The following is a 21,074-nucleotide window of genomic DNA, read 5'->3' on the forward strand; positions in this document are numbered from 1 at the left end:
GTGCATGGCGAATGCAGCGGTCCACGCACGCGTTCGCGACGACATCGTGCGGCTGGTTCACCGAGGTCTGCCGGTGCCCGATTTCTCCCGGGCCGTCGGCGACGCGTTGGGCCGCGCCGTGCCCGCCGAGGGCACCTGCCTGATGACGATCGACCCGGCGACCATGCTGCCGACCGCGGAGTTCGTTGAGAACGGCCTGCCCGCCGCCGAGCTGCTCCGGCTCGTCGAGATCGAGGTGCGCGAGCCGGACTTCAACAAGTGGGTCCAGCTGTCCCGCGCGGACCGTCCGGCGGCCAGCCTGAGCGAGGTCACCGCCGGTGATCTCGACCGCAGCCTGCGCCAGCGCGAGATCCGCGGCCCCGGTGGCTTCGCCGACGAGCTGCGCGTGGTCTTGGCGGGCGGCAAGGCGACCTGGGGCGCCCTGACCGTGTTCCGGGAGGCGAACCGTCCCCACTTCTCGGCGGCCGAGGTGCGGTTCGCGTCGTCGCTGGCCGGGTTGATCGCCGACGGACTACGGCGCGGACTCCTGCTCGACGCCGCAAGGGCCGGCGACGCCGACACCGGCCTGCTGATCCTCGACACCGACGACGGCGTGCAGATGTCCAACCAAGCTGCGCAACGCTGGCTGGACGAGCTGGGCACCGGTGACCGAGCAGGCGCCGAGCTGCCGCTGGTCGTCCCCGCCGTCGCCCGCCAGGCCCGCGCCCTGTGCGACGCACCGCCGACCGCGGTCCGCGCGCCTGCTGAGCTCCGGCCGGCCAGGGCCCGAGCGCGCACCCGATCCGGCCAGTGGCTCATCGTCCGGGGCTCCCTGATGGGCGACGGACCGGACTCGCCGGTCGCGGTGATGCTCGAAGCGGCCCGTCCCGCCGAAATGGCGCCGCTGATGGCCGATGCCTACGGCTTCACCGACACCGAGCGGCGCGTGACCGAGCTGGTGGCGCAGGGCCTGTCCACCAGGCAGATCGCCGACCGGCTGCAGGTGTCGTCGTACACCGTGCAGGACCACCTGAAGTCGATCTTCGCCAAGTCCGGCACCGGCTCACGCGGCGACCTGGTCGCCCAGCTGTTCTTCGATCACTACGCCGCCCCCCTGACGCTGGGAACCGCTACGCCCCCGTGAAGTTCGACCACCGATCACGCCGCGACCTGAAGAACCACTGGCGTCTCGTGGTCGGCCTAGGGCCGAAATTCACACGGTGGATGGGCCGCCCGCCGCGCGGCGGAACTTCGTCGCGAGGCGATCGAACGCCGCCGCGAGCTCGTCTCCGTCGATCACCTCGATGTCGAGGTCGAACTGCGTCATCCACAGCGCGAGCCGGTCCGGGTCGTCGGAACCCAGCTCGACCTGGCACGTGGATTCGTCGACCACCTCGATATCGACCGGGATGCGTATCTTCGCGGCGACCGCGGCGGCGGGAGCGTGCACGAGTACCCGCGCGCGGTACTTCCAGCCCGCCTTGCTGACGCGCCTGACGACGTACTCGACGGCCTCGTCCTCCGAGACGGCGCGCGGCTGGAACCGCTCGCCCGTCGGTGCGTGCGGAACCATGCGGTCGACGCGGAAGATCCGCCAGTCGGCACGGTCGAGGTCCCACGCGAGCAGGTACCAGAGCGACCCCCAGCTCACCAGCCGCTGCGGTTCGGTGTGGCGGGCCCCTTCGCCGCCCCCGGGCTTGGTGTATCCGAACCGGAGCCGTTCACGGCCGCGGATCGCGGCGGCGACCGCACCGAGAGCCGAGAGATCGAGCGGCGGTCGAGCCCCTGGAACGACGCTCGTCGCCTCGCGTACCGCCTCGACGCGCCGGCGCAGGCGCGAGGGCAGCACCTGCTCCAGCTTCGCGAGCGCGGTGAGCGATGTCTCCTCGACGCCGAGCCTCTGGGTGGCGACCGCACCCAGTCCGACCGCGACGGCGACGGCCTCGTCGTCGTCGAGCAGCAGCGGGGGCATCGCCGTCCCGGCGGCCAGCCGGTACCCGCCCGCGACGCCGGGGCGCGCGTCCACGGGATAGCCGAGCGACCGCAGCCTGCCGATGTCGGCGCGCACCGTCCTCGTGCTCACGTCGAGGCGGCCGGCGAGCTCGGAGCTCGTCCAGTCGCGCTTGAGCTGGAGCAACGACAGCAGTTCGAGCAGGCGGGCGGAGGTCTCCAACATGTTCTCGATCTTTCCAGCAATCGCGGAAGCCAATCTGCCGCATTGCCTGGAAGCGTCGGTGCCATGAACGAGAACAGCGCACTCACACCGTTCCGTATCGACATCCCGCAGGCCGACATCGACGACCTGCGCGACCGGCTGGCCCGCACGCGCTGGCCGATCCCCGTACCGGGCCGGGACGATCGCACCGACTTCAGCCGCGGCATCCCGCTGGTGTACCTGAAGGAGCTCGCCGAGTACTGGCGCGACGGGTTCGACTGGCGTGCGCAGGAGGAGAAGCTCAACGAGTACGAACAGTTCACGACGGCCGTCGACGACCAGACGTTCCACGTCGTCCACGCGCGGTCGACGAACCCGGAGGCCACCCCGCTGATCCTGAACCACGGCTGGCCGGGCTCGTTCGTCGAGTACCAGCGACTCGTCCCGCTGCTGGCCGACGAGTTCCACGTGGTCATCCCGTCGCTGCCCGGGTTCGGGTTCTCCACCCCGCTGTCGGGGACCGGCTGGGAGCTGGCGCGAACGACGGAGGCCTACGCCGAGATCATGACGCGTCTCGGCTACGAGAGGTTCGCGGCCCACGGCACCGACATCGGTGCGGGCACCACCGGCCGCCTCGCGGCGCTCTACCCGGAGCGCGTCATCGGCACGCACACCGGCAGCGACCCCCGGGTGCTCGGGTTGCTCGGCGACAAGTTCCCGTACCCCGACGGTCTGTCCGATGACGAGACCGCCCAGATCGAGGCGATTCGCACCGAGGACGCGGCCGAGCGCGGGTACCTCCTGATGCAGGACCACCGTCCCGACACGATCGGCGCGGCGCTCGCCGACTCGCCGGTCGGTCAGCTCGCGTGGATCGCCGAGAAGTTCAAGACCAGGACCGGCGGCGACCACCGGACGCCGGACGAGACGGTCGACCGCGACCAGCTCCTCACGAACATCGGCCTGTACTGGTTCACCCGCAGCGGCGCGTCGAGCGCGCAGTTCTACTACGAGTCCGAGCACTCCGGGATCGACTTGTTCATGCCCTCCGACGTGCCGTCCGGATGGGCCGTGTTCGGCACCCACCCGCTCATGCGCCGCGCGATGGACCCGTGGAAGGCGATCGGCCACTGGAGCGAGTTCACCGAGGGCGGTCACTTCCCCGCGATGGAGGAGCCGGAGCTGCTCGCGAACGACATCCGCACCTTCTTCCGCGGCATTTCCTGACTTCACGTCGGAGCCCGCGGGCCACGAAGCCCCATGCAAGGCCCGGCCGGCCCGGGGGCTCGAACAAGAACGAGCCCCCGGGCCGGAGCGCTCCCTAGTCGTCCGAGGGGAGTACGAGCTTCTGCAGGGAGCTTCGTAGCTGCTCGGCGGCCTTCGGGGTGAGGGACGCCAGGAACTCGCGCTCGGCTTCGTCGTTCGCCTCGGTGGCCAGACGGAGCGTCTCGTGGCCGGCGTCGGTCAGTTCGACCACGTTGCGGCGGCGGTCCTGCGCGTGCGGGTGGCGTGACACCAGGCCCTTGCCCTCCAAGGCGTCCAGCATCGCGACCATCGTGGTGCGGTCGATGCCCAGCGAACTGCCGAATCGGCGTTGCGCGGGGTGCATGCCTCCTAGCCTGCTAGGCATGCCCGACAATGCCGACGTCCATGTCGTAGAGGTCTCCCTCGACGAGCTGGTCGCGCAGGCGCGTGCCTGTCCGGCGCTCGCCACCGAGCGGAGCCTGGCCGAGTGGATCGGTCCGGGACGCAAGGTCACCACGCGGGGGGGGGCCTGCAGCCGGCCGCGGCCGTCGAGGCGTGTGAACTGCTGGGCCTGGAGACGCCGCCCCGCAAGCCGCGCAGCGCGCTGGACCTCCCCGAACTGATGATGGTGTGGGCGGCGGCGTCCGCGGCCGAGTTCATCGAGGTGACCGCCGGCCGGGTGACGGCACGGCCGGACCCGGCCTCGGCCGGTGGCTCGGCGGTGCACCGCAGGATGTCCTCACCATCTGGGCCGCCTGCACGGCCGAGTCTCTCGGCCTCACCGGCGAGGGAGAGCCGGAGGACACGGACTACCTGGTCGTCCTGGCCACCCTCTACGAGCAGGGCGGTACGGCCTCGGGAGCGCGGTTGCTCGCGGCCTTCGATGAGATGGGAGCCGGTCCCGCGGCCTGCGACTGTCCGGACTGCGCGGCGCTGCAGCGGTCGTCGGGGCAGGGGCGCCTGGACGCCCTCGCCCTCGCCCGCGCGTGCGGCCCGGAGGCGGCGCTGGCGTGGCGCGAGTGGGCGGCCCGGGACGGGTTCGGCGCCCATGCCCGGCTCTGGCTCGCCGAGGTGGACGGCACCGAGCCGGCCGAACTCGACGAGGCATGGGCCGCCGTGGACACCCTGACCGTCATGCTGGACACGCTGGCGGCCGACGCCCCCGCGGAGTTCCTGCCCACCGTCCTGCAGGCCGCCGCGGGCCCTGAGCTCACCCACGCCCTGCCGCTGCTGGACGAGTGCGGCCACCCGGACGCGCCGCGGCTCGTCGCCCTGCTGGGCGGCGTCCCGGAGCCGCTCCCGCCGCCCGGCCCGGCCGCCACCTACCAGCTCAAGATCCAGCTGAGGAACGTGACCAAGCCGCCGGTGTGGCGCCGGCTCCGGCTCCCCGCCGGCATCACCCTGGACCGCCTCCACGAGGTCGTCCAGGCCGCGATGGGCTGGGAGAACTACCACATGCACGTGTTCTCGCACGGCTCGGGCGAGTACGGGCGGCACGACCCCGAACTCGGGCATCGCGACGAGCGCGAGGTGTCGCTGTCGCAACTGCTCACCGCCCCCGGCGACAAGATCGGCTACACCTACGACTTCGGCGACGGCTGGGAGCACGACATTGTCCTGGAGGAGATCCTGCCGCCGGAGGTCACCGACCCCGTCTGCGTCACCGGCAAGGGCGCCTGCCCGCCCGAAGACTGCGGCGGCAGCTGGGGTTACGCGGACCTGAAACACACCCTGGCCGACCCGAACACCGAAGACCACAAGAACATGCTCGAATGGCTCGACCTGGCCTCAGCCGACGAGTTCGACCCCGAACACTTCTCCCCCGAAGAAGCAAACCGAAGACTTCGCCCCTGACCCGCGAGTCCGATCGCCGACCAGAATCGCGGCGGTGGCCGCACAACGTCCGGGCCGCCGGTGTGCGTTCTCGGGACGTGATCGCCGTGCGGCTCCGGTAGCCCCGCGACACATTCCTACCTCGGCCTGCCTCGACCGGCACGTCGTCGTCTGCGAGGATCAAGGGCGAACAGGCGAATAGGGCAGGCAGGCAGGGATGGAAGTTTTCGCGATAATCCTGGCTCCCTGCCTGGTGATCTTTTGGGGGCTCCCTGTCGGGATGTGGTGGCTCCCGCGCCGCTTCTGCCCGCCACTTGTGCGAATGGCAGGGCGAAGTACGGTCCGGGCGGGCCTCCTGACGGCGTCTGTACAGGTCGGGGGGCTGCTGGCCTTCTCGTCGGTAACGTACTTGATCGCCGAGTACCTGACGGGGGCCGTGCCCGTTTGGCTCGTGGCCATCCTGTTCACGCTGGTGGGCATGGTCTACACACCCCTGATCGGCATGGCCTTTCCCGACCGGAGTGGCCCCGCCTATGCGGAACTACGGCGCCATCTGAGGGAAGCGGGCGCAACAGTCGGCCAAGAACGGGCATTCGCCTGGGTGGGCGGACCGTTCACTTTCCTCGGGATGGCGGTAGTCCTGCCCGGGAGCCTCCTGGTATTCGGTCTACTGTGATCCCCCGCAGCTCCGGACGTGACGAGTGCGCGGCGGTGCAGGAGCCGAGGACGAGCTTCTCCTGCACCGCCGCGCACGTCGGGCTCAGCGGATCCAGCCTGACCTGAGCCCGGCATCCTCAGCCCCGGTCCCTCGAAGGACGGCTCATCGCTCATCTTCAGCCCCCGCTCAACGTCAGCGGCAGCGTGAACACTGACCACCGCACAGCGGTTCAGCAGGCCCGAGCCGCCTTCCGCGCCAGCGCAGGGCCCCGTCCGGGGGCATGAGATGGACGCCTTGCCGCGGCCCTAGTCGTCTGGGGGGAGGACGAGCTTCTGCAGGGAGTTTCGTAGCTGCTCGGCGGCCTTCGGGGTGAGGGACGTCAGGAACTCGCGCTCGGCGGCGTCGTTGGCGTCGGTGGCCAGGCGGAGGGTTTCGCGTCCGGCGTCGGTCAGTTCGACCACGTTGCGGCGGCGGTCCTGCGCGTGCGGGTGACGCGACACCAGGCCCTTGCCCTCCAGGGCGTCCAGCATCGCGACCATCGTGGTGCGGTCGATGCCCAGCCGCTGCGCCGCCTCCTGCTGGGACGCCGGTTCGCGGCCGGCCAACGAGAGCAGGACGCCCAGCTCGCGCCCGTCGATGCCGTAGGGCGTCACCGCGTTCGCGGTCAGCTCCGCCATCCGGAGGTGCGCGTGCTTGAGCAGGTAGACGAGATTGCCGCTCAGCCCGGGGCCCGGTCCATCACCACTAGACACGGCAGAACTCTATCGCTAACCTGATCGTCAGTAGTACTGATAATCAGCATAGCGACAGAAAGGCAAGCCAATGATCTTGGTGACCGGAGGTCTGGGCTTCATCGGCTCCCACACCGTGCGCGCCCTGCTGGACCTCGGCGAAAGCTGCGTACTGGTCCAACGCCGGACCCGCGAGCTACCGGCAGATCTCGCAGGCAGGCGGGCCACGATCGAGCAAGCCGACATCACCGACCTGAACGCGTTCCTCGACATCGGCAAACGCCACCAGATCACCGGCATCCTGCACCTCGCAGGCTCGATGCCCTGGCCACCCGACCCCCAGCAGCCCATCGAGGCGGCGCGCAAAGCCCTGGACGGGCTGTTCAACGTCTTCCAGGCCGCCCACGAGTGGAACGTGGACCGGGTCGGTGTCGCGAGCACGATCGGCGTCTACGGCGGCGTCACCGGCGACGGCCCGCTCGGTGAGGACATGCCGCTGTCGATGGCCTCGGCCCACCTGATCCCGACCTTCAAGAAGATCGGCGAACTGCTCAACGGCCACCTGGCCGACGCCACCGGCATCGACGTCGTCAACTACCGCATCTCCGCCACCTGGGGCCCGCGCGACCCCCACGGCGCCCTGTTCTTCGCCGCTCCCGAACTCGTCCACGCCGCCGCCCGCGGAACCGAGCCGAACCTGTCCACGCTCCCCGGGCCCGCCCACGCGGAAGACTCGATCGACATGTGCTACGTCAAGGACACCGCCCGGGCGATCGCTCTCCTCCAACTCGCAGACCGGCTCGACCACCGCACCTACAACGTCGCGTCCGGCCGCGCGACGACCAACGCCGAGATCATCACCGCGATCAAGCAACTGGTGCCCGACGCCAAGGTCGAACTGCCCACCGGAGGAGACCCGCGGCAGAGCTACCTCGACATCACCCGGCTCCAGCGGGACACCGGCTACAAGCCCGAGTACGACACCGAACGCTCCGTCGCCGACTACATCGCCTGGCTACGAGCAGGCAACGCGCACTGAGCACCTGTCTCGCCGGAACGAGCGGTCACGGCCGTGGCCGAGCACGGACCGGCATCTCAGCGGCCCGCCTCAACCGCCCCGAGGTCCTGCGGACCGGCGCCAACCCATCGGTGATAGTCGTCCAGGTCGACGTTGCTACCGCAGATGATGGTGACCACGTGGCGGCCGGCGAAGCGGTCCGGGTCTTCCAGGACGGCGGCGACGCCAAGGGCCGCCGAAGGTTCGACCACCAGACCCGCGTGCTGCAAGAGCAACCGCATCCCCGCCATGATGGACGCCTCCTCGACCAGGACGGCGTCATCTGCCACCACCAAGAGATCGTCCAGCACCGCTGAGATGGGATACCTACCGGCGACGCCGTCGGCGATGGTGTCGGCAGAATCGGTGGTGACGACCCGGCGCTCCCGCCAGGAGCGGGTCATCGCGGGCGCACCATGAGGCTGCACACAGATCACTTCGGTTGCAGGCGCCAGAACCTTCAGGACGTAACCCACACCGGTGGCCATGGCACCGCCCCCAAGGGCGATCAGCACGGCATCAGCAGATGGCGCCTGCTGCGCCACCTCCAGACCAATGGTCGCCGCGCCCTCACAGGTCTCGACGTCCAGACTGTCCTCGACCAGCCGGATGCCACGCCGCCGCGCGATCTCCGCCGCCCGCTCCCGCGCCGATTCGAAGTCGCCGTCGACCACTTCCAGCACCGCACCGGAAGCACGAATTCGATCGAGCTTGGCCGCGGGCGCCCGGCGCGACGCCACGACCGTCACGTCCATGCCATGGCGGCGCCCCGACCAGCCCAGCGCCCACCCCAGATTGCCGGCGCTTGCGCACACCACGGCCGTCTGGCCCTGATCCCGCAGCCCACCCACGACGACCTCGGTACCCCGCGCCTTGAAACTGCGGACCGGATTGGCCGTCTCCAACTTGATGCTCACCGCACACCCGAGCGCACGCCCCAACGCGTCGCACCCGAACAACGGAGAATCCAGAAACACGGGGTCAATCACGCCGCGAGCCGCCCGAACCCGATCAAGCTCCAACCGCGTCCTGAACACAACACAAAAACGTACCCAACCCGACCGTCACCCCTGGCAGCCAGCACCCGGCGGGCTTGTGCGCGGTCGGGCAACCTGCGCCGCTCTCCGAGACCGGGGCGGAGCAGTGCGCAAGGCTGGACGACCTCTGCGCGGGACCGGAAAACCAGAATCGCCGTCGCTTCGGGAGATTCGGGCCGACCACTCGCCGGCCGGTCACCGGCTGTTCGGGGGCGCTCCGGCAATGCCACCGAAACCCCCGACCCTGCGCGACCAGATCAAAGGCTGGGCACCGATCCAAAGCACGCCGAGGAACATGAACGCGCGAAATAGGGAATCGTCCAGGTAGGAGCCGTCCGTGCTCAGGATGTCCAGGCCCGATCCTGCCAGTTCGTAGACGGGGGCGGGCCAGAGCAGGGCCACTATGCCCTCGACGAGCACGGCCACAATGATCAGGGCATGGCGGGCGGCCGGGGCCGTCACCCGTCCGGCGAGCGATGGGTTCACCGCGGTGGACGCGAGCAGCAGCGCAAGCGTGCCCAGGATCCAGGAGAGCTGGAACGCGTCGTTGGGGTCGATGACCCCGGCGGTCCTGTTGTTCTGGTAGCTGTAGACGACGAGGGCTTCCAGATGGAGGCCGCTGAGGATCGTGAAGATGAGGCCGAGGACGAATGCCGGCCGATGCGGCAGGAACCACATGACGCATATAAGGATGAATGCCGCGATCCATGGCAGCGGCAGAATTATCAACGTCTCTGGCGAGTAGAACGTCAGGGTGCGCGTATTGCCGGGTCCGGGCCACGGCCCGACCAGGTAGGTCAGCATGGACAGCGCGGTGCACACAAGGGCGGCTCTGACGAGGAGGAGTCGGCCGCGCCGGAGCGGGACGTCGCCGGGAGACGCGCGGAGGAGCGCGGTGCGGAACGGCCAGTGCGGGACGCGCCGCCCTATGTCGGTCACGGTCTCGTCGGCGACGGTGCCGGGGGCGGGGTCGGCGGTGGGGACGAGGGCGGCGTTGAACAGGTCGCGGACCTGGGCGGGCTGCAGCCGTTCGTCGGGGTCCTTACGGAGCAGGCCGTCGATGGCCTGCGCGAGTGGTCCGCCGCATCGGGGGGCGGGTGGCCGCCGTGTGGCGATCGCGATGAAGACGGCGCCGTGGCTGGGTCCGTCGAACGGGCGGCGGCCCTCGACCGCCGCGTACAGGGTGGCGGCCAGGGACCACAGGTCCGAGGCCGGGGTGACCGGCTTGCCCTCCACCTGTTCGGGGGACATGAAGGCGGGCGTACCCAGCACCATCCCCGAACGGGTGATGGTGGCATCGCCCTCCAGCGCGGCGATGCCGAAGTCGGTCAGCAGCACCCGGTCGCCTTCCAGCAGCACGTTGGCGGGCTTGACGTCCCGGTGGACCACGCCCTGGGCGTGCGCGGCCGACAACGCGTCCAGCATCGCCAGTCCGATCATCGCGACCCGACGCGGCGGCAGCGCCCCCTGCTCGCCCAGCACGTCCCCGAGGGATCGGCCTTCGACGAGTTCCATCACGATCCAGGGACGGCCGTCCTCGCCCGTCACCCGGTCGAAGACGGTGACGATGCCGGGATGCCGCAGCCGCGCGGCGGCGCGGGCCTCACGCTCCATCCGCGCGTACCAGTCACGCCGCTCCTGGTCGGTGACCTGCTCGGGCACCAGAAGCTCCTTGACGGCGACCGTACGGTCCAGGTCGATGTCATGCGCCCGCCACACCGATCCCATCCCGCCGCGGCCGATCCGGCCGAGCCTGCGGTACCGGCCCGCCAGCACCCCGTCCCCGTCCCAACCCATGATCAGAACCTATCGACGCGTAACAGCGCAATGGAGACGATCGAGACGACTCCCCGCGGGGCACCACCGGAATACAGCGGAACCGCGGTGTCGAACAGAAGGCGGGATCGCAAGGTGCGGCGGCGTGCTATAGCCCTGTGCCGCCACGGGGCTAGGCGGTCAGTGGGTGTCGGCGGCGGACTGGACGGCCGTGCGCAGGGCCGCGCGGGTCAGCAGGAGGACGGGACCGTCCGGGTCCTTGCTGTCCCGCACCGCCACCCCCGCACCGGCCACCTCCGCCAGTTCGACGCACTCACCGCCGTTGCTCAGGCTTCGCCTGGCCTTGCGCCACCTGGCGTTCTTCAGGTCCATCGTTCCTCGGCCACCTTCCTGATGAAGTCTCGCGACATGTCTCCCGGAAGCGTTCTGTTCCGGAGATCAACCAGGACGCGTGAGACTTCCGCAAGGTCTGCGGGGTCGTCTGTCGTGAGTCCTCGTATAGCCGTTTCTATGTAGGCTATCCGGCTCATGTCGGCCATCGTAGCCAAGACGAAGCTGCTGCCGTTTCCTTGATGCTCGCCGCTTCCTATCACCACCTGGACGGTGACGTTGGAGCGCTCACTGAGGGCGATCAGGTGCTCGAGCTGCTCCCGCATCGTCTCGGCGGTACCCACCGGCCTGTACAACGCCTGCTCATCGACCAGGAGCGTCACGATCGGACCGTTCTCCTGATCGAGGATCTTCTGTCGTTCCAAGCGTGCCGCTACGGCCTCCTCGTTGCCCTTGAGAAGCGCCTTGGCGTACGCCGGTGTTTGAGCGAGACCCGCTATCACGCACAGTTGGTAGCAAGTGAGTTCGACTGCGTCGCCTTCGATCTGCGGCCAGTCGAACCAGATTGGCACCGGGTGACCGTCTTTGTTCAGGTCCTCCCATAGGCTGATGAGTGCGCCACCAGCCTCCAGGTAGTTGTCCACGGTCTCCGCGAACGATCGACTTGCGCGTCTTTTCCCCGCCTCGATTCGGCTTACCTGTGCACCGCTCAAGTTCGTTAGGTGCGCGATGGTCTCCTGCTTGGCCCCTTTGGCCTCTCGCATCCGCCGCAACTGACGGCCGAATGCGACCAGGGCTGGCGACTCCTGGGGTCGCTGACGACGCGGAGGCATAGCCCTTACCTCTCTATGGCATCTCACCAGCCAGGCTGCTGACTTACCAAACCTCGCCAAGCTGATCGGGCAAGCCAATCCTAGTCCGGATAGTGGCTCAATGTGTGCTGTAAGCCACACACAGTGAGGAGAGGCCATGGGACAGGCGGCGACCGAAAACGAGATGGTGGTGAAGCGGGACCTGAAGGTGGTCGCGGAGGTCCGGCGGTTCGTGCGGCTGGTCACCGGTCAGTGGGGCATGGACGACTTCGTCCCGTGCCTGGTGGCGAGCGAGCTGGTCACCAACGCCCTCCAGCACGCGACGTCCACGACGGACGACGACGTGATCTTGCGGTTGAGCCGCACCGAGGACGGCGCCCTGTGGATGGAGGTCCAAGACACCGCCTGCGGCCTCCCGCAAATGCTGGCGGCCGACGCGACGAGCGAAACGGGCCGCGGCCTGTTCATCGTCGACCAGTACGCCCGCCGCTGGGGCATCCGAGCCCTGGCCGACAACGCCGGCAAGGTCGTCTTCGCGGTCCTCGACGCGACATGAAGACCGGGGGCGTCCGCCGGGGCTGCGCCTACGGGGGAGGCGCACCGCGCGCGCCGTCCCCGGACGCCGATCCCGACGCCGACCCGGACAACGCCACCAACTTGCCTCGGGGCGACCAAGATCGTCGCGAAGACCAACCCCCTGTTCGACGAGGTCGCCCGCGCCCGGGTCGCCTCCTGAACAGGAAAGGGGGCGGCCGAAGGGCCCGATCGTGAGGAGAACGTTTCAGTGCGCAACCTGGTCTACACCGGTTTAATGAGCCGTTTCCATCCTGATCTCGCTGGTCACAGTCCGGTCAGGATGGAATCAGCTCAACGCTCGCTCTGGATTGGATGAGCGGCGCCAGATGAGGGAGGCGCTGACCGCGATCAAGGTCATCAATGCAAGCTCCATCCACAGGCCGGTCGAGCTGAGCGGTGGGATCAGCGCCTCGGACAGGTTCCACGCGGCGTGCACGAGAATCGCGGCCCACACGCCGCCTCGGAGTCGCTCGGAGACGAACAAGATGGTGTAGGTCAGCGGAAGAAGGCCAACGAAGAACAGGATTCCCAGCAGGCTGATCAGACCCTTATCGTGCTGGCCGGTGCCATCGAGGAAGAACAGTGGAACGTGCCACAGTCCCCACGCGGCGCCAAGGACAACGCTCGCGGTGAGTCGCCCGTAGTATCGGCGAAGCCTGGGTTGCACATAGCCTCGCCAGCCGAATTCCTCAGAGAACGGCCCGGCGAGCAGTGTGTATGCCAGGGCCCCGAGCGGGCCACCGGCATCGGCGATCACCAAAGACGCGTGCTGCGGGATGCCGTCGACATCCAGCAGCGCCGCCAGCAGCGGCGGAGCACAGCCGCAGACCACTGCCGCGAGGGGCCAGCCCCAGGGCCAGGTCACCTGCCTCGGCGTCCGCTCGCTTCGCCGATACCGCAGCCACATCACCAGAGCGGCAAGCGATGGGCCACAGGCCGCCAGGGCGAAGACCCCCGCTCCGGCCCCCTCGGCGACATTCACCCCACGCATACCGAGCGCGATCCACGGCACCCATGTGACCAGCAAACACACCGCGGAGAACTGCACCAGGCGACGACGCGCCAACGCCCCGCCGCCAACCCTCAATGGCTCACTCGTGGCCACCATGGGTCCTCCTCATAAAAAGTCCGCCAGACCGCCCACATAAGGCATCTCCCGAAAACGAATTCCGTCGGAAATCCTTTGTGATCAGAGACCGGACCAGGATCACCGGACGGAGTGAGCTTCAGGCTCCCTCTGAGGTAGCGGCATTCATCTGCCCGCCGAAGTTGCGGATCCAGTGAGCCTTGTCCAGCTCGCCCAGTGAGGTCTTTCCAATCTCAGGTGGCGTGATGGTGCAGGGCGAGAATCGCCTGGACGATGGCGGTCAGGCGGCTGGTGAGCAGCGAGCCTTTCGCAGGATGCGCCAGCTTTGAGGGAGGCGGCGCCCTGCTCGCCGGGCGCGCGGACCCGGGCGAGGTGCCGATTGAACGCTCCGTTGATTCCGTGGTTCGCCCCTGATCTGAGGGGCTGCCGCACGGTCGGCGGCGAGCTCGGCGAACCACGTCATCGCCTGAGCCTCGGCACCCTCCGGCAGGCGCAGGGCCAGGGCCGCCATCGCTTCAACGACCGGCAACTGCTCGACGATGCTCGGCTCGGCCGACAGCCGATCGCGCAGCACTGCCGAAGCCCGGTCGACGTCGTCGATGAACAACCCGAGCCCGGGGATCACAGCTCGGCGTACGCGGACATCGGAATCGTCGGCGAACCTGATGAGCGTCTCAGCGCGTCCGCGCATGGCCGCAACCGCTTCGACGTGAGCTTCGGAGCCGCCGTACGGCCCGTCGCAGCGACCGTGGGCTTCTGATCCGATGCTTACCAGCAATTCGACGATGTCGGCCCGGTTAGGCGTCGTGACATCATCGGCCAGTTCGAACAGGAACGGAATGCTCGCCGTCGTGCACGGGTACACATCGCCCTGGTGATGGACCGCGCCGTAGAACCTGCCAAGGGCCTTCCGCCGCTCCTCCGCGTCCGAGGAACGCAGCGCCGGAAGGAGGGCCGGGACCTCGTCGGCCGAACCGTACGCATGCTCCATTGACGACCAGTCGATGTCGTGGAGTCCGCTGAACATACGCGGCACTATGCCGCGCGGCACCGCCACAGCGACATCTCGGGAATAGGCCGCCGTCTTTTACCTGCTTCAGCTCACGTGGCGAACATCGTGGATATCTCACGGGCAGACGACATCGGCACCTCCTCCCTGGAACCGGCGTGGGAGATGTCGGGCGTGGACCAGGTCCGGCTGTCGGCGGGCGCGGTGCTCACCGAACCGCCGGTCCCGCTGTGGGTGCTGGTGCTGGCGGGCGGGATCACGCTTGAGGCGGCGTTCGAGGCGCAGTCGCTTGCCGAGGGGGACGCCGTCCTCATCGACGCCCGCGCCGCTTACCGGCTCACCGCATCGGAGCGGCACGAGGAGTCCGCCCTGGTCGTAGCGGACCTGCGCATGGCCGTCCCGGTCCGTCGGCTGCCCAGCCCGCTGGTGGTCCGCGGCTTCGGCACCCGGCACCGCGGCATCACGGCGCTCGTCACGCAGTGCCCGCTCAAACGTGTGCGCCGGCCGGGCCTGTTCGCCGCCAGCTACGGCAACCTGATCGGCGCGGCGATGACCACCTCTTGGCAGGAGGACCAGGGCGGCGACGCCGGACCTCCGGACGAGGCCGTCACCGCGGTGGTGGCCGCCGTGACCGCCCGCCCGGCCGAGCCGTGGACCGTCGAGGGGATGGCCCGCCTGGTCCACCTGTCGCGTTCCGCCCTGGGCGAGCGGTTCCGCCGCGCACTCGGCCGCGGACCCGCGGAAGTGCTCCGGGAGATCCGGATGCGGGAGGCGCGCCGGCTGCTCGCGGACCCCTCGCGTCCGGTGGAGCACATCGCGTCCGCCGTCGGGTACGGCTCCTCCGCCGCCTTCAGCCGGGCGTTCTCATCCCACCACGGCGTCGCGCCGCAGGCCTGGCGGGAGCCGTCACCCGCGCGGGACGCGCAGCGCGGCGAAAAGCAGCCCGGCCGCCGCGGCGAACCCCGTGCCGAGCAGGAAGGCCGCCTGCACGCCGCGGGCGTCCAGGAGCGCGCCTCCTGACGCCGACCCCAGCGTGATCGCCACCTGGAACGCGGTGACCTGCAACGCCAGAGCCGACTCGGCGCGTTCGGGCTCGACGCGGGTCACCCATAGCTGAGTGGCGACCGGGACCATGTTGAAGGCCAGACCCCACACGACGACCCCCGCGGCCAGGACCGGCAGGGACGGCGCGGTCGCGGTGACCAGCAGGCCGCCGGCGAGCAGCAGCGGGGCCGCGGCGGCCACGACGCGCAGCCGTCCCGCGAACCGCCCGGCGGCGAGGTTGCCCGCCAGCCCGCCCACGCCCCAGGCCAGCAGCAGCCATACCGCGGCTCCCGCGTCGACGTCCTCGATCGCGACCCGGATGAAGGGGTAGGCGGCGAAGTTGCCGAACGCGACCAGGACCACGCCCAGCACCCCGGCCATCAGCCACCGGTTGGCGAGCGCCGCCCGCAGCATGGCCATTCCGGCGGCCGGGTGCGGGGGTACCGGCGGCAACGTCAGGGCCACGGCCAGGGCGGCGGCGAGGCTGAGGGCCGCCGCGACGCCGAACACCAGCCGCCAGCCGACCGCGTCGCCGAGCAGGGACGCCAACGGGACGCCGCCGATCGTCGCGATGGTGACGCCCAGCGCGATGGACGTCGAGACCACGCTGTCGCGTCCCGGCACGGCGCGGGTTCCGGCGCCGAACGCGAACGACCAGTACCCGGCGATGGCGACGCCGAGGACGAGCCGGCCGAGGAGCAGGACGGCGAAACCGGGGGCGACCGCCACCGCCAGGTTCGAGACGGCCGCCGCGACCAGCAGCCCGGTCAGGACCGTGCGCCGGTCGGTCCGCGGCAGCAGCACCGCGATGCTCGGGGCGGTGACCGCGCCCGCGACCGCGGTCGCCGCGACCGCCAGGCCGGCGGTGCCTTCGCTGACCCCGAGGTCGGCGGCCATCGCGGGCAGCACGCTCGCCGGCAGGAACTCGTTGCCGACGAGCACCGCGATCCCGGCGGCGAGCGCGACGATCGGTGACCAGTTCGTCGAGCCGCCGGGCCGTGCCGGGGACTCGGGCGGCGGAGCGCCGGTGGACGGCGGCGAGGACTGAGGCGTTGACATGGCGTCCAGCATCGCGTCGTCCGCGCCGCCGCGGTTGATCGCGTGACGCGCACGGTTGATCGTCTGACCGGTCTGCGCCTGAGGCATGCGCCGGGCCGCGCCCAACTCCGACCCGGACGCCTGGCAATGAGGCGGGCTATCGCGTCCCGACCGCGATGAACACAGCGCCTCGCCGTGAACGACGGCTGGACCCGGTGTCGTTTTCGTCCAAGACGGCGCCGCGTCCGCCATCTAATGTGAACCGGGCAGCTCGCCCGATCGTGAGGAGAACGTTCCAGTGCGCAACCTGGTCTACACCGGTTTCATGTCGCTAGACGGAGTCGTGGACTCGCCCGGCGGCGGGCCGGGGGAGGAGCACCGCAGCGGCGGCTGGGTGTTCAAGGACCTTGAGTTCGTCCCGGAAGCCTGGTCGCTGAAGGGCGAGGAGCTCGCCGACACGACGGCGCTGATGTTCGGCCGCCGCAGCTACGAGGCGTTCGCGCCGGTCTGGCCCGGCTCGGAGGACCACGCCGACTACAAGGAACTGCCCAAGTACGTGGTGTCCGCCACGCTGCCCGACGACGCCCTGGTCGACGGGTGGGGACCGACGACGATCCTGCGTTCGACCGAGGACGTCGCCGCGCTGAAGGAGGGCGAGGGCGGTGCGATCTTCATCCATGGGAGCGCGGAACTGGCCCGGCGGCTGTCGGACGCGGGCCTGATCGACCAGTACAACCTGCTCGTCTTCCCCGTGCTGCTCGGTGCCGGGAAGAGCCTGTTCGGGCGGGCCGACCGCGACAAGTACATGTTGGCGCTGCGGGAGTCGGAGAGCTACCCCAACGGGATCTTGAAGCTGGTCTACGACGTCAAGCGCTGATTCAGGGCGAGGCCGATCGCGCCGCCGGTGCCCTGGCGCAGCTGCCCGGCGGTGCGTCCGACGTAGGAGCGCAGCGCCCGGGCCAGGTGCGGCTCGTCGAAGTAGCCGAGCTCGGCGGCGACGTCGGCGGCCGGTTCGCCGGCGGCCAGCCACTCCGCCGCCGTGCGGGCCCGCTCGATCTGCCGGATGGCGCCCCGCGTCAGCCCGGTCACGGCGCGGAACCGGCGTTCGAGCGTGCGCTCCGAGACGTCCGGCCGGTGCCCCCGCAGCACCCCGGCGACGAGCGGGTCACCGGCCACGATCCCGGCCCGGACGAGCCGTCCGACCAGGGCCTCGGCGTCGTCGGGGCCGGGAGTCTCCCAGCGCGCGCCGTCCAGCCGGAACGTCCGGCGGGTGGTGTCGGGGAGCTCGACACCGGTGTCGACCAGCGCAGGCGTCGGCATGGCCCGCAGCGAGGTGCCCACCGCGAAGTCGATGCCGGTGAAGGTCGCGTCCTCCGGCACCGGCGCCGTGCCGGCCCGGGTCCCGGGGCCGGTGATGCTCGCGTACGACCGGCCGTCCTGCTTCCAGAACACCAGACCCCAGCACACCCCGGCCACGGACGTCATCTCCGTGACCTGCTCGCTCGTGCAGGTCCAGACGGTGTCGACCCACGGCGAGTCGGACTGGCGCGTCCTGAAGCGCAGTTCCACGCACGAAGGATACGCCGAGCCAGCACAGCCACACTTTCGGCAGGGGAGCGTCAGGAACAGGACGGCCCGAGCCGGTCGGCCAGGGCGGCGAGGGCCTCCGTCCCCACCAGGTCCCCAGGCAGCAGCGGCACGTCGAGCAGCGGTACGTCCGGGATCTGCCTCCGCAGGCGGACGAGGTGCTCGTCCTCCTGGTTCCGGCTCCGGGCGAGCAGCTCCCCGGCGTCCCCCGGGGAACGGCGGTTGGCGACGAGTGCGGTCACGTCGACGCCGAGGCCGGTGAGCTTCTCGTACACCTCCATGGTCTCGGCGATCGGAAGCACTTCGGCGGTCAGCACGACCACGAAGCCGGTCCGCGCTGGGTCCGTCACCACGTCGCGCAGCCGGGAGAAGCGGTCGCGACGGCGGACGAGGATCCGGCGCAGCTCGGCGTCGCGGTCGGTTTCCGCGTCGCCGCCGAGACCGCGCACGGCGGCGCCGAACCGGTCGGACCGGTCGCGGTTGGCGAGCAGGGTCTCCGACCAGGCGGTCAGCTGCTCGGGCAGCGAGAGCAGCCGCAGCGTGTGGCCGGACGGGGCGGTGTCGAAGACGACCAGGTCGTACGCCTCCTCCCCGAGCTCCACCGCCTCGGCGACCCGCTCCAGCACCGCCGACTCGTGGGTGCCGGGCGCTTGCCGGGCCAGCTCCAGGTGCCGGGCGGCCGGCGCGTGCATCCGCTCGGGGAGCAGGCGCCGCATCGTCCCGGCGACCGCGGACAGGTGCCGCTCGACCGTGCGCTCCGGGTCGATCTCCAACCCGTCGACGTGACCCGCCGTCCCGGGCCTGGCGAGGCGCACGGGTTCGTCGCCCACCGGGCGGCCCCAGAGGTGGCCGAGGCTGTGGGCGGGATCGGTGGATACGAGCAGCACGCGGGCGCCCGCCCTGGCACGGCCGAGGGCGAGCGCCGCGGCGATGGACGTCTTGCCGACCCCGCCCTTGCCGCCGACGAAGACGACCTTGCGCGAGGCGACGAGGTCTAGCAGCACCCGACATGCTCCAGTGGCGAGCGGTCCATGCCCATCCGCCGGTGCCAGGCGTGGAAGTCCTCGTAGAGGGCGGGCATCAGCTCGGCCGTGTAGTACGCAGCCGGGTCGGGCACGCCCAGTGCCTCCGCGAGGACGACCATCCGGAAGAGATCGTCCTCCTCGCGCCGGGCGCGGGCGAAGGTACGCCGGTAGGGACCGGCGTAGAACTCCTCCAGCCCGGCCCGAAACGAGGCCCAGCGGGACGTCACGCCCTGGCCTCGACTTCCTTCGCGTCGGCGTCGGGGGCCTCCGGCGGCTCCCGGGACGCCCGGCGCGTCGCGACGAGCGCCTCGAAGGCGACCCACACGGCGGTGACGATGATGACGACGTCGATGGCCAGCAGCAGCCAGTCCCCTTCGTCGTAGAAGTCGCCGAGCTGCACGATCGCGGCCCAGAACGACATCACGAAGACGAACGCGAGAGGCACCAGCACGGGCACCGGGTTGCGCCGCTTGCGGATCAGCATGACCACGATGATGGACAGGGTCAGCGCGGCCAGCAGCTGGTTGCTGGTGCCGAACAGCGGCCAGATGCGCAGGCCGCCGGCGCCGTCCGAGCCCTGGCTGAAGGTGAGTCCCAATCCGATGGCGAGCACGACGACGGTGGCGACACCATTGTTGATCTTCACCTTCGCGGCCTCGCCGGCCTCCTGGACGACGAAGCGCAGCAGGCGCACGGCGGTGTCCATCGTGGTGGCCGCGAACAGGACCGCCATCGTGGCGAGGACCGTCGCGCTCACCGAGGCCGGCAGGCCCAAGCCGTCCCTGACGATCGCGCCCCCGCCGTCGACGAACGCTCCGACGCCCGCCTCGCCGAAGGCGCCGTAGACGGCCTCCCAGTCGGCCACGGTGCGGTAGCCCGCGACGGTGGCGATGATCGCGCCGAGTGCGAGCATGCCCTCGCCCACCGCGCCGAAGTAGCCGACGAAGCGGGCGTCCGTCTCCTTGTCCAGCTGCTTCGAGCTGGTCCCCGAGGAGACCATGCCGTGGAAACCGGAGATCGCGCCGCACGCGATGGTGACGAACAGCAGCGGCATCAGGTCCGGGGTGCCCGCGGGCACCGCGTCGTTGACGGCCGGGGCGACGATCGCCGGGGCGCTCAGCAGCACCCCGGCGAACAGGATGCCGAGCCCGATGAAGAGCTGGACGCCGTTGATGTAGTCACGCGGCTGAAGCAGCACCCACACGGGCAACAGGGAGGCGATGCCGGCGTAGAGGAAGAGGGCGAGGATCCAGAAGGTCGCCGGGGACATGCCCAGGAACGGGTCGGGCAACTCCACCGGGACCGCGTCCCCGAGGAAGATCAGGCCGTAGAGCAACGCGACGCCGACCACGGTGACCAGGGCGAGGTTCATCTTGAAGCGGTAGACGGCCTGACCGACCAGCAGCGCCACCACGATCGCGCCCCAGGCGGGGATCACCACCGAGGGGGTGGAGATCAGCAGATTCTTGATGACCACCGCGAACGCCGCGATCACCATCAGGAGCAGCAGGAAGATCACGACGAGGAACAGGTTCGCGCCCCGCCGGCCGATGTAGCGGCCGGAGAGCGTGCCGATCGAGCGGCCCTTGTTGCGCGCCGAGGCCCACAGCGCGCCCAGGTCGTGCATGCCCGCGAAGAAGACCGTGCCGACCGTGACCCACAGGAACGCGGGCAGCCAGCCCCAGATCACGGCGACCGCGGGCCCGACGATCGGCGCCGCGCCCGCGACCGAGGTGAAGTGGTGACCCCACAGCACGAACTTGTTGGTCGGGACGTAGTCCACGCCGTCCTGCAGATCGTGCGCCGGCGTCTTGAAGGACGCGTCAAGCTTGTAGACCCGGTCGCCCAGGAACTTCGAGTAGAGGATGTATCCGCCCGCGAACATCGCGAGCCCGATCAGCATCAGGGGGAGTGCGTTCATACGAGATGACCTCTGGGGGTGGGAGGCGGCCTGCTCGGAACCGGTCACGTCCAGATTCCCAAGATCTACTCGGACCAAACGCCTAAACGCCGCACCCTGATCAGCGCAAACCTTTGCGACTGGGCAAGCCGCCCGCCGCCATCCCTCCTGTCCCACGTCTCGGGACTCGGGGGA

The 21,074-nt window shown here is 70.0% G+C and carries 22 protein-coding genes; 8 read left to right on the top strand and 14 right to left on the bottom strand.

Going from position 1 to position 21,074, the window contains the following annotated elements; all coding sequences use genetic code 11:
* Window positions 1-4: 4 nt before the first annotated feature.
* The gene (locus IEZ03_RS13745; RefSeq protein ID WP_184878525.1) at window positions 5-1,123 is read left to right on the top strand and encodes a helix-turn-helix transcriptional regulator; all 1,119 of its coding nucleotides are present in this window, start codon (window positions 5-7) and stop codon (window positions 1,121-1,123) included.
* A 69-nt stretch (window positions 1,124-1,192) separates the two neighbouring features.
* On the opposite strand, the gene IEZ03_RS13750 is transcribed toward IEZ03_RS13745, so the two are convergent.
* Entirely contained in the window at window positions 1,193-2,155 is a 963-nt protein-coding gene (locus IEZ03_RS13750) for a helix-turn-helix transcriptional regulator (protein ID WP_184878527.1), read from the bottom strand.
* Between the two features lie 63 nt (window positions 2,156-2,218).
* On the opposite strand from IEZ03_RS13750, the gene IEZ03_RS13755 reads away from it, so the two are divergent.
* The gene (locus tag IEZ03_RS13755; RefSeq protein WP_184878529.1) at window positions 2,219-3,361 is read left to right on the top strand and encodes an epoxide hydrolase family protein; all 1,143 of its coding nucleotides are present in this window, start codon (window positions 2,219-2,221) and stop codon (window positions 3,359-3,361) included.
* A 94-nt stretch (window positions 3,362-3,455) separates the two neighbouring features.
* On the opposite strand, the gene IEZ03_RS13760 is transcribed toward IEZ03_RS13755, so the two are convergent.
* Complete coding sequence (locus IEZ03_RS13760; protein ID WP_221480484.1) at window positions 3,456-3,743, bottom strand: MarR family winged helix-turn-helix transcriptional regulator; 288 nt, start codon at window positions 3,741-3,743, stop codon at window positions 3,456-3,458.
* Window positions 3,744-4,009: 266 nt separating this feature from the next.
* Here IEZ03_RS13760 and IEZ03_RS37855 point away from each other — a divergent pair, with 266 nt between their 5' ends.
* Complete coding sequence (locus IEZ03_RS37855) at window positions 4,010-5,233, top strand: plasmid pRiA4b ORF-3 family protein (RefSeq protein ID WP_221480485.1); 1,224 nt, start codon at window positions 4,010-4,012, stop codon at window positions 5,231-5,233.
* 388 nt (window positions 5,234-5,621) lie between these two features.
* Window positions 5,622-5,888: a hypothetical protein gene (locus IEZ03_RS13770; protein ID WP_184878535.1), complete on the top strand. Its 267-nt coding sequence runs from the start codon at window positions 5,622-5,624 to the stop codon at window positions 5,886-5,888.
* Between the two features lie 287 nt (window positions 5,889-6,175).
* Here IEZ03_RS13770 and IEZ03_RS13775 read toward each other — a convergent pair whose 3' ends face one another.
* Window positions 6,176-6,622 (bottom strand): MarR family winged helix-turn-helix transcriptional regulator, encoded by a 447-nt coding sequence (locus IEZ03_RS13775; protein WP_221480486.1) that lies wholly within the window; start codon window positions 6,620-6,622, stop codon window positions 6,176-6,178.
* Window positions 6,623-6,701: 79 nt separating this feature from the next.
* Between IEZ03_RS13775 and IEZ03_RS13780 the strand changes: the two genes are divergently transcribed.
* Window positions 6,702-7,640 carry an NAD-dependent epimerase/dehydratase family protein gene (locus IEZ03_RS13780; RefSeq protein ID WP_221480487.1) on the top strand — a complete coding sequence of 313 codons (939 nt, stop codon included), beginning with the start codon at window positions 6,702-6,704 and terminating at the stop codon, window positions 7,638-7,640.
* A 56-nt stretch (window positions 7,641-7,696) separates the two neighbouring features.
* Here IEZ03_RS13780 and IEZ03_RS13785 read toward each other — a convergent pair whose 3' ends face one another.
* From IEZ03_RS13785 to IEZ03_RS13800, 4 genes are all read right to left on the bottom strand, one after another.
* Complete coding sequence (locus tag IEZ03_RS13785; RefSeq protein WP_184878540.1) at window positions 7,697-8,695, bottom strand: threonine ammonia-lyase; 999 nt, start codon at window positions 8,693-8,695, stop codon at window positions 7,697-7,699.
* Between the two features lie 195 nt (window positions 8,696-8,890).
* The gene (locus IEZ03_RS13790) at window positions 8,891-10,492 is read right to left on the bottom strand and encodes a serine/threonine-protein kinase (protein WP_184878542.1); all 1,602 of its coding nucleotides are present in this window, start codon (window positions 10,490-10,492) and stop codon (window positions 8,891-8,893) included.
* Window positions 10,493-10,651: 159 nt separating this feature from the next.
* Window positions 10,652-10,843: a DUF397 domain-containing protein gene (locus tag IEZ03_RS13795; protein WP_184878544.1), complete on the bottom strand. Its 192-nt coding sequence runs from the start codon at window positions 10,841-10,843 to the stop codon at window positions 10,652-10,654.
* Window positions 10,834-11,772, bottom strand: a complete 939-nt coding sequence (locus tag IEZ03_RS13800; protein WP_308427969.1) for a helix-turn-helix domain-containing protein — start codon at window positions 11,770-11,772, stop codon at window positions 10,834-10,836. The genes IEZ03_RS13795 and IEZ03_RS13800 overlap by 10 nt, the downstream gene beginning before the upstream one ends.
* Between IEZ03_RS13800 and IEZ03_RS13805 the strand changes: the two genes are divergently transcribed.
* Window positions 11,771-12,169: an ATP-binding protein gene (locus tag IEZ03_RS13805; protein WP_184878548.1), complete on the top strand. Its 399-nt coding sequence runs from the start codon at window positions 11,771-11,773 to the stop codon at window positions 12,167-12,169. The genes IEZ03_RS13800 and IEZ03_RS13805 overlap by 2 nt on opposite strands.
* Window positions 12,170-12,475: 306 nt before the next feature.
* Here IEZ03_RS13805 and IEZ03_RS13810 read toward each other — a convergent pair whose 3' ends face one another.
* Window positions 12,476-13,297 (bottom strand): CPBP family intramembrane glutamic endopeptidase, encoded by an 822-nt coding sequence (locus IEZ03_RS13810; RefSeq protein WP_184878550.1) that lies wholly within the window; start codon window positions 13,295-13,297, stop codon window positions 12,476-12,478.
* A gap of 259 nt (window positions 13,298-13,556) precedes the next feature.
* Complete coding sequence (locus IEZ03_RS13815) at window positions 13,557-14,303, bottom strand: hypothetical protein (protein ID WP_184878552.1); 747 nt, start codon at window positions 14,301-14,303, stop codon at window positions 13,557-13,559.
* A 90-nt stretch (window positions 14,304-14,393) separates the two neighbouring features.
* Here IEZ03_RS13815 and IEZ03_RS13820 point away from each other — a divergent pair, with 90 nt between their 5' ends.
* On the top strand, window positions 14,394-15,305 hold the full coding sequence (locus IEZ03_RS13820) for a helix-turn-helix transcriptional regulator (RefSeq protein ID WP_184878555.1): 912 nt from the start codon (window positions 14,394-14,396) through the stop codon (window positions 15,303-15,305).
* Here IEZ03_RS13820 and IEZ03_RS13825 read toward each other — a convergent pair.
* Complete coding sequence (locus tag IEZ03_RS13825; RefSeq protein WP_184878558.1) at window positions 15,192-16,388, bottom strand: MFS transporter; 1,197 nt, start codon at window positions 16,386-16,388, stop codon at window positions 15,192-15,194. The two genes, IEZ03_RS13820 and IEZ03_RS13825, sit on opposite strands and share 114 nt — an antisense overlap.
* A 277-nt stretch (window positions 16,389-16,665) precedes the next feature.
* On the opposite strand from IEZ03_RS13825, the gene IEZ03_RS13830 reads away from it, so the two are divergent.
* Complete coding sequence (locus IEZ03_RS13830; RefSeq protein ID WP_184878561.1) at window positions 16,666-17,244, top strand: dihydrofolate reductase family protein; 579 nt, start codon at window positions 16,666-16,668, stop codon at window positions 17,242-17,244.
* Here IEZ03_RS13830 and IEZ03_RS13835 read toward each other — a convergent pair.
* Genes IEZ03_RS13835 through IEZ03_RS13850 form a run of 4 tightly spaced genes read right to left on the bottom strand, consistent with a single transcriptional unit; the run spans window position 17,226 to window position 20,900 of the window.
* Entirely contained in the window at window positions 17,226-17,936 is a 711-nt protein-coding gene (locus IEZ03_RS13835) for a helix-turn-helix domain-containing protein (protein ID WP_184878564.1), read from the bottom strand. The genes IEZ03_RS13830 and IEZ03_RS13835 overlap by 19 nt on opposite strands.
* 50 nt (window positions 17,937-17,986) lie before the next feature.
* A complete protein-coding gene (locus IEZ03_RS13840; RefSeq protein ID WP_184878566.1) occupies window positions 17,987-18,958 on the bottom strand; it encodes an ArsA family ATPase in 972 nt (323 codons plus the stop codon).
* Complete coding sequence (locus IEZ03_RS13845) at window positions 18,949-19,206, bottom strand: cory-CC-star protein (RefSeq protein WP_132046568.1); 258 nt, start codon at window positions 19,204-19,206, stop codon at window positions 18,949-18,951. The genes IEZ03_RS13840 and IEZ03_RS13845 overlap by 10 nt, the downstream gene beginning before the upstream one ends.
* Window positions 19,203-20,900, bottom strand: a complete 1,698-nt coding sequence (locus IEZ03_RS13850) for a carbon starvation CstA family protein (protein WP_184878569.1) — start codon at window positions 20,898-20,900, stop codon at window positions 19,203-19,205. The genes IEZ03_RS13845 and IEZ03_RS13850 overlap by 4 nt, the downstream gene beginning before the upstream one ends.
* Between the last annotated feature and the right edge of the window lie 174 nt (window positions 20,901-21,074).

The sequence above is a fragment of the Actinomadura livida genome, from assembly GCF_014648675.1.
In the GTDB taxonomy this organism is placed as follows: Bacteria; Actinomycetota; Actinomycetes; order Streptosporangiales; family Streptosporangiaceae; genus Spirillospora; species Spirillospora livida.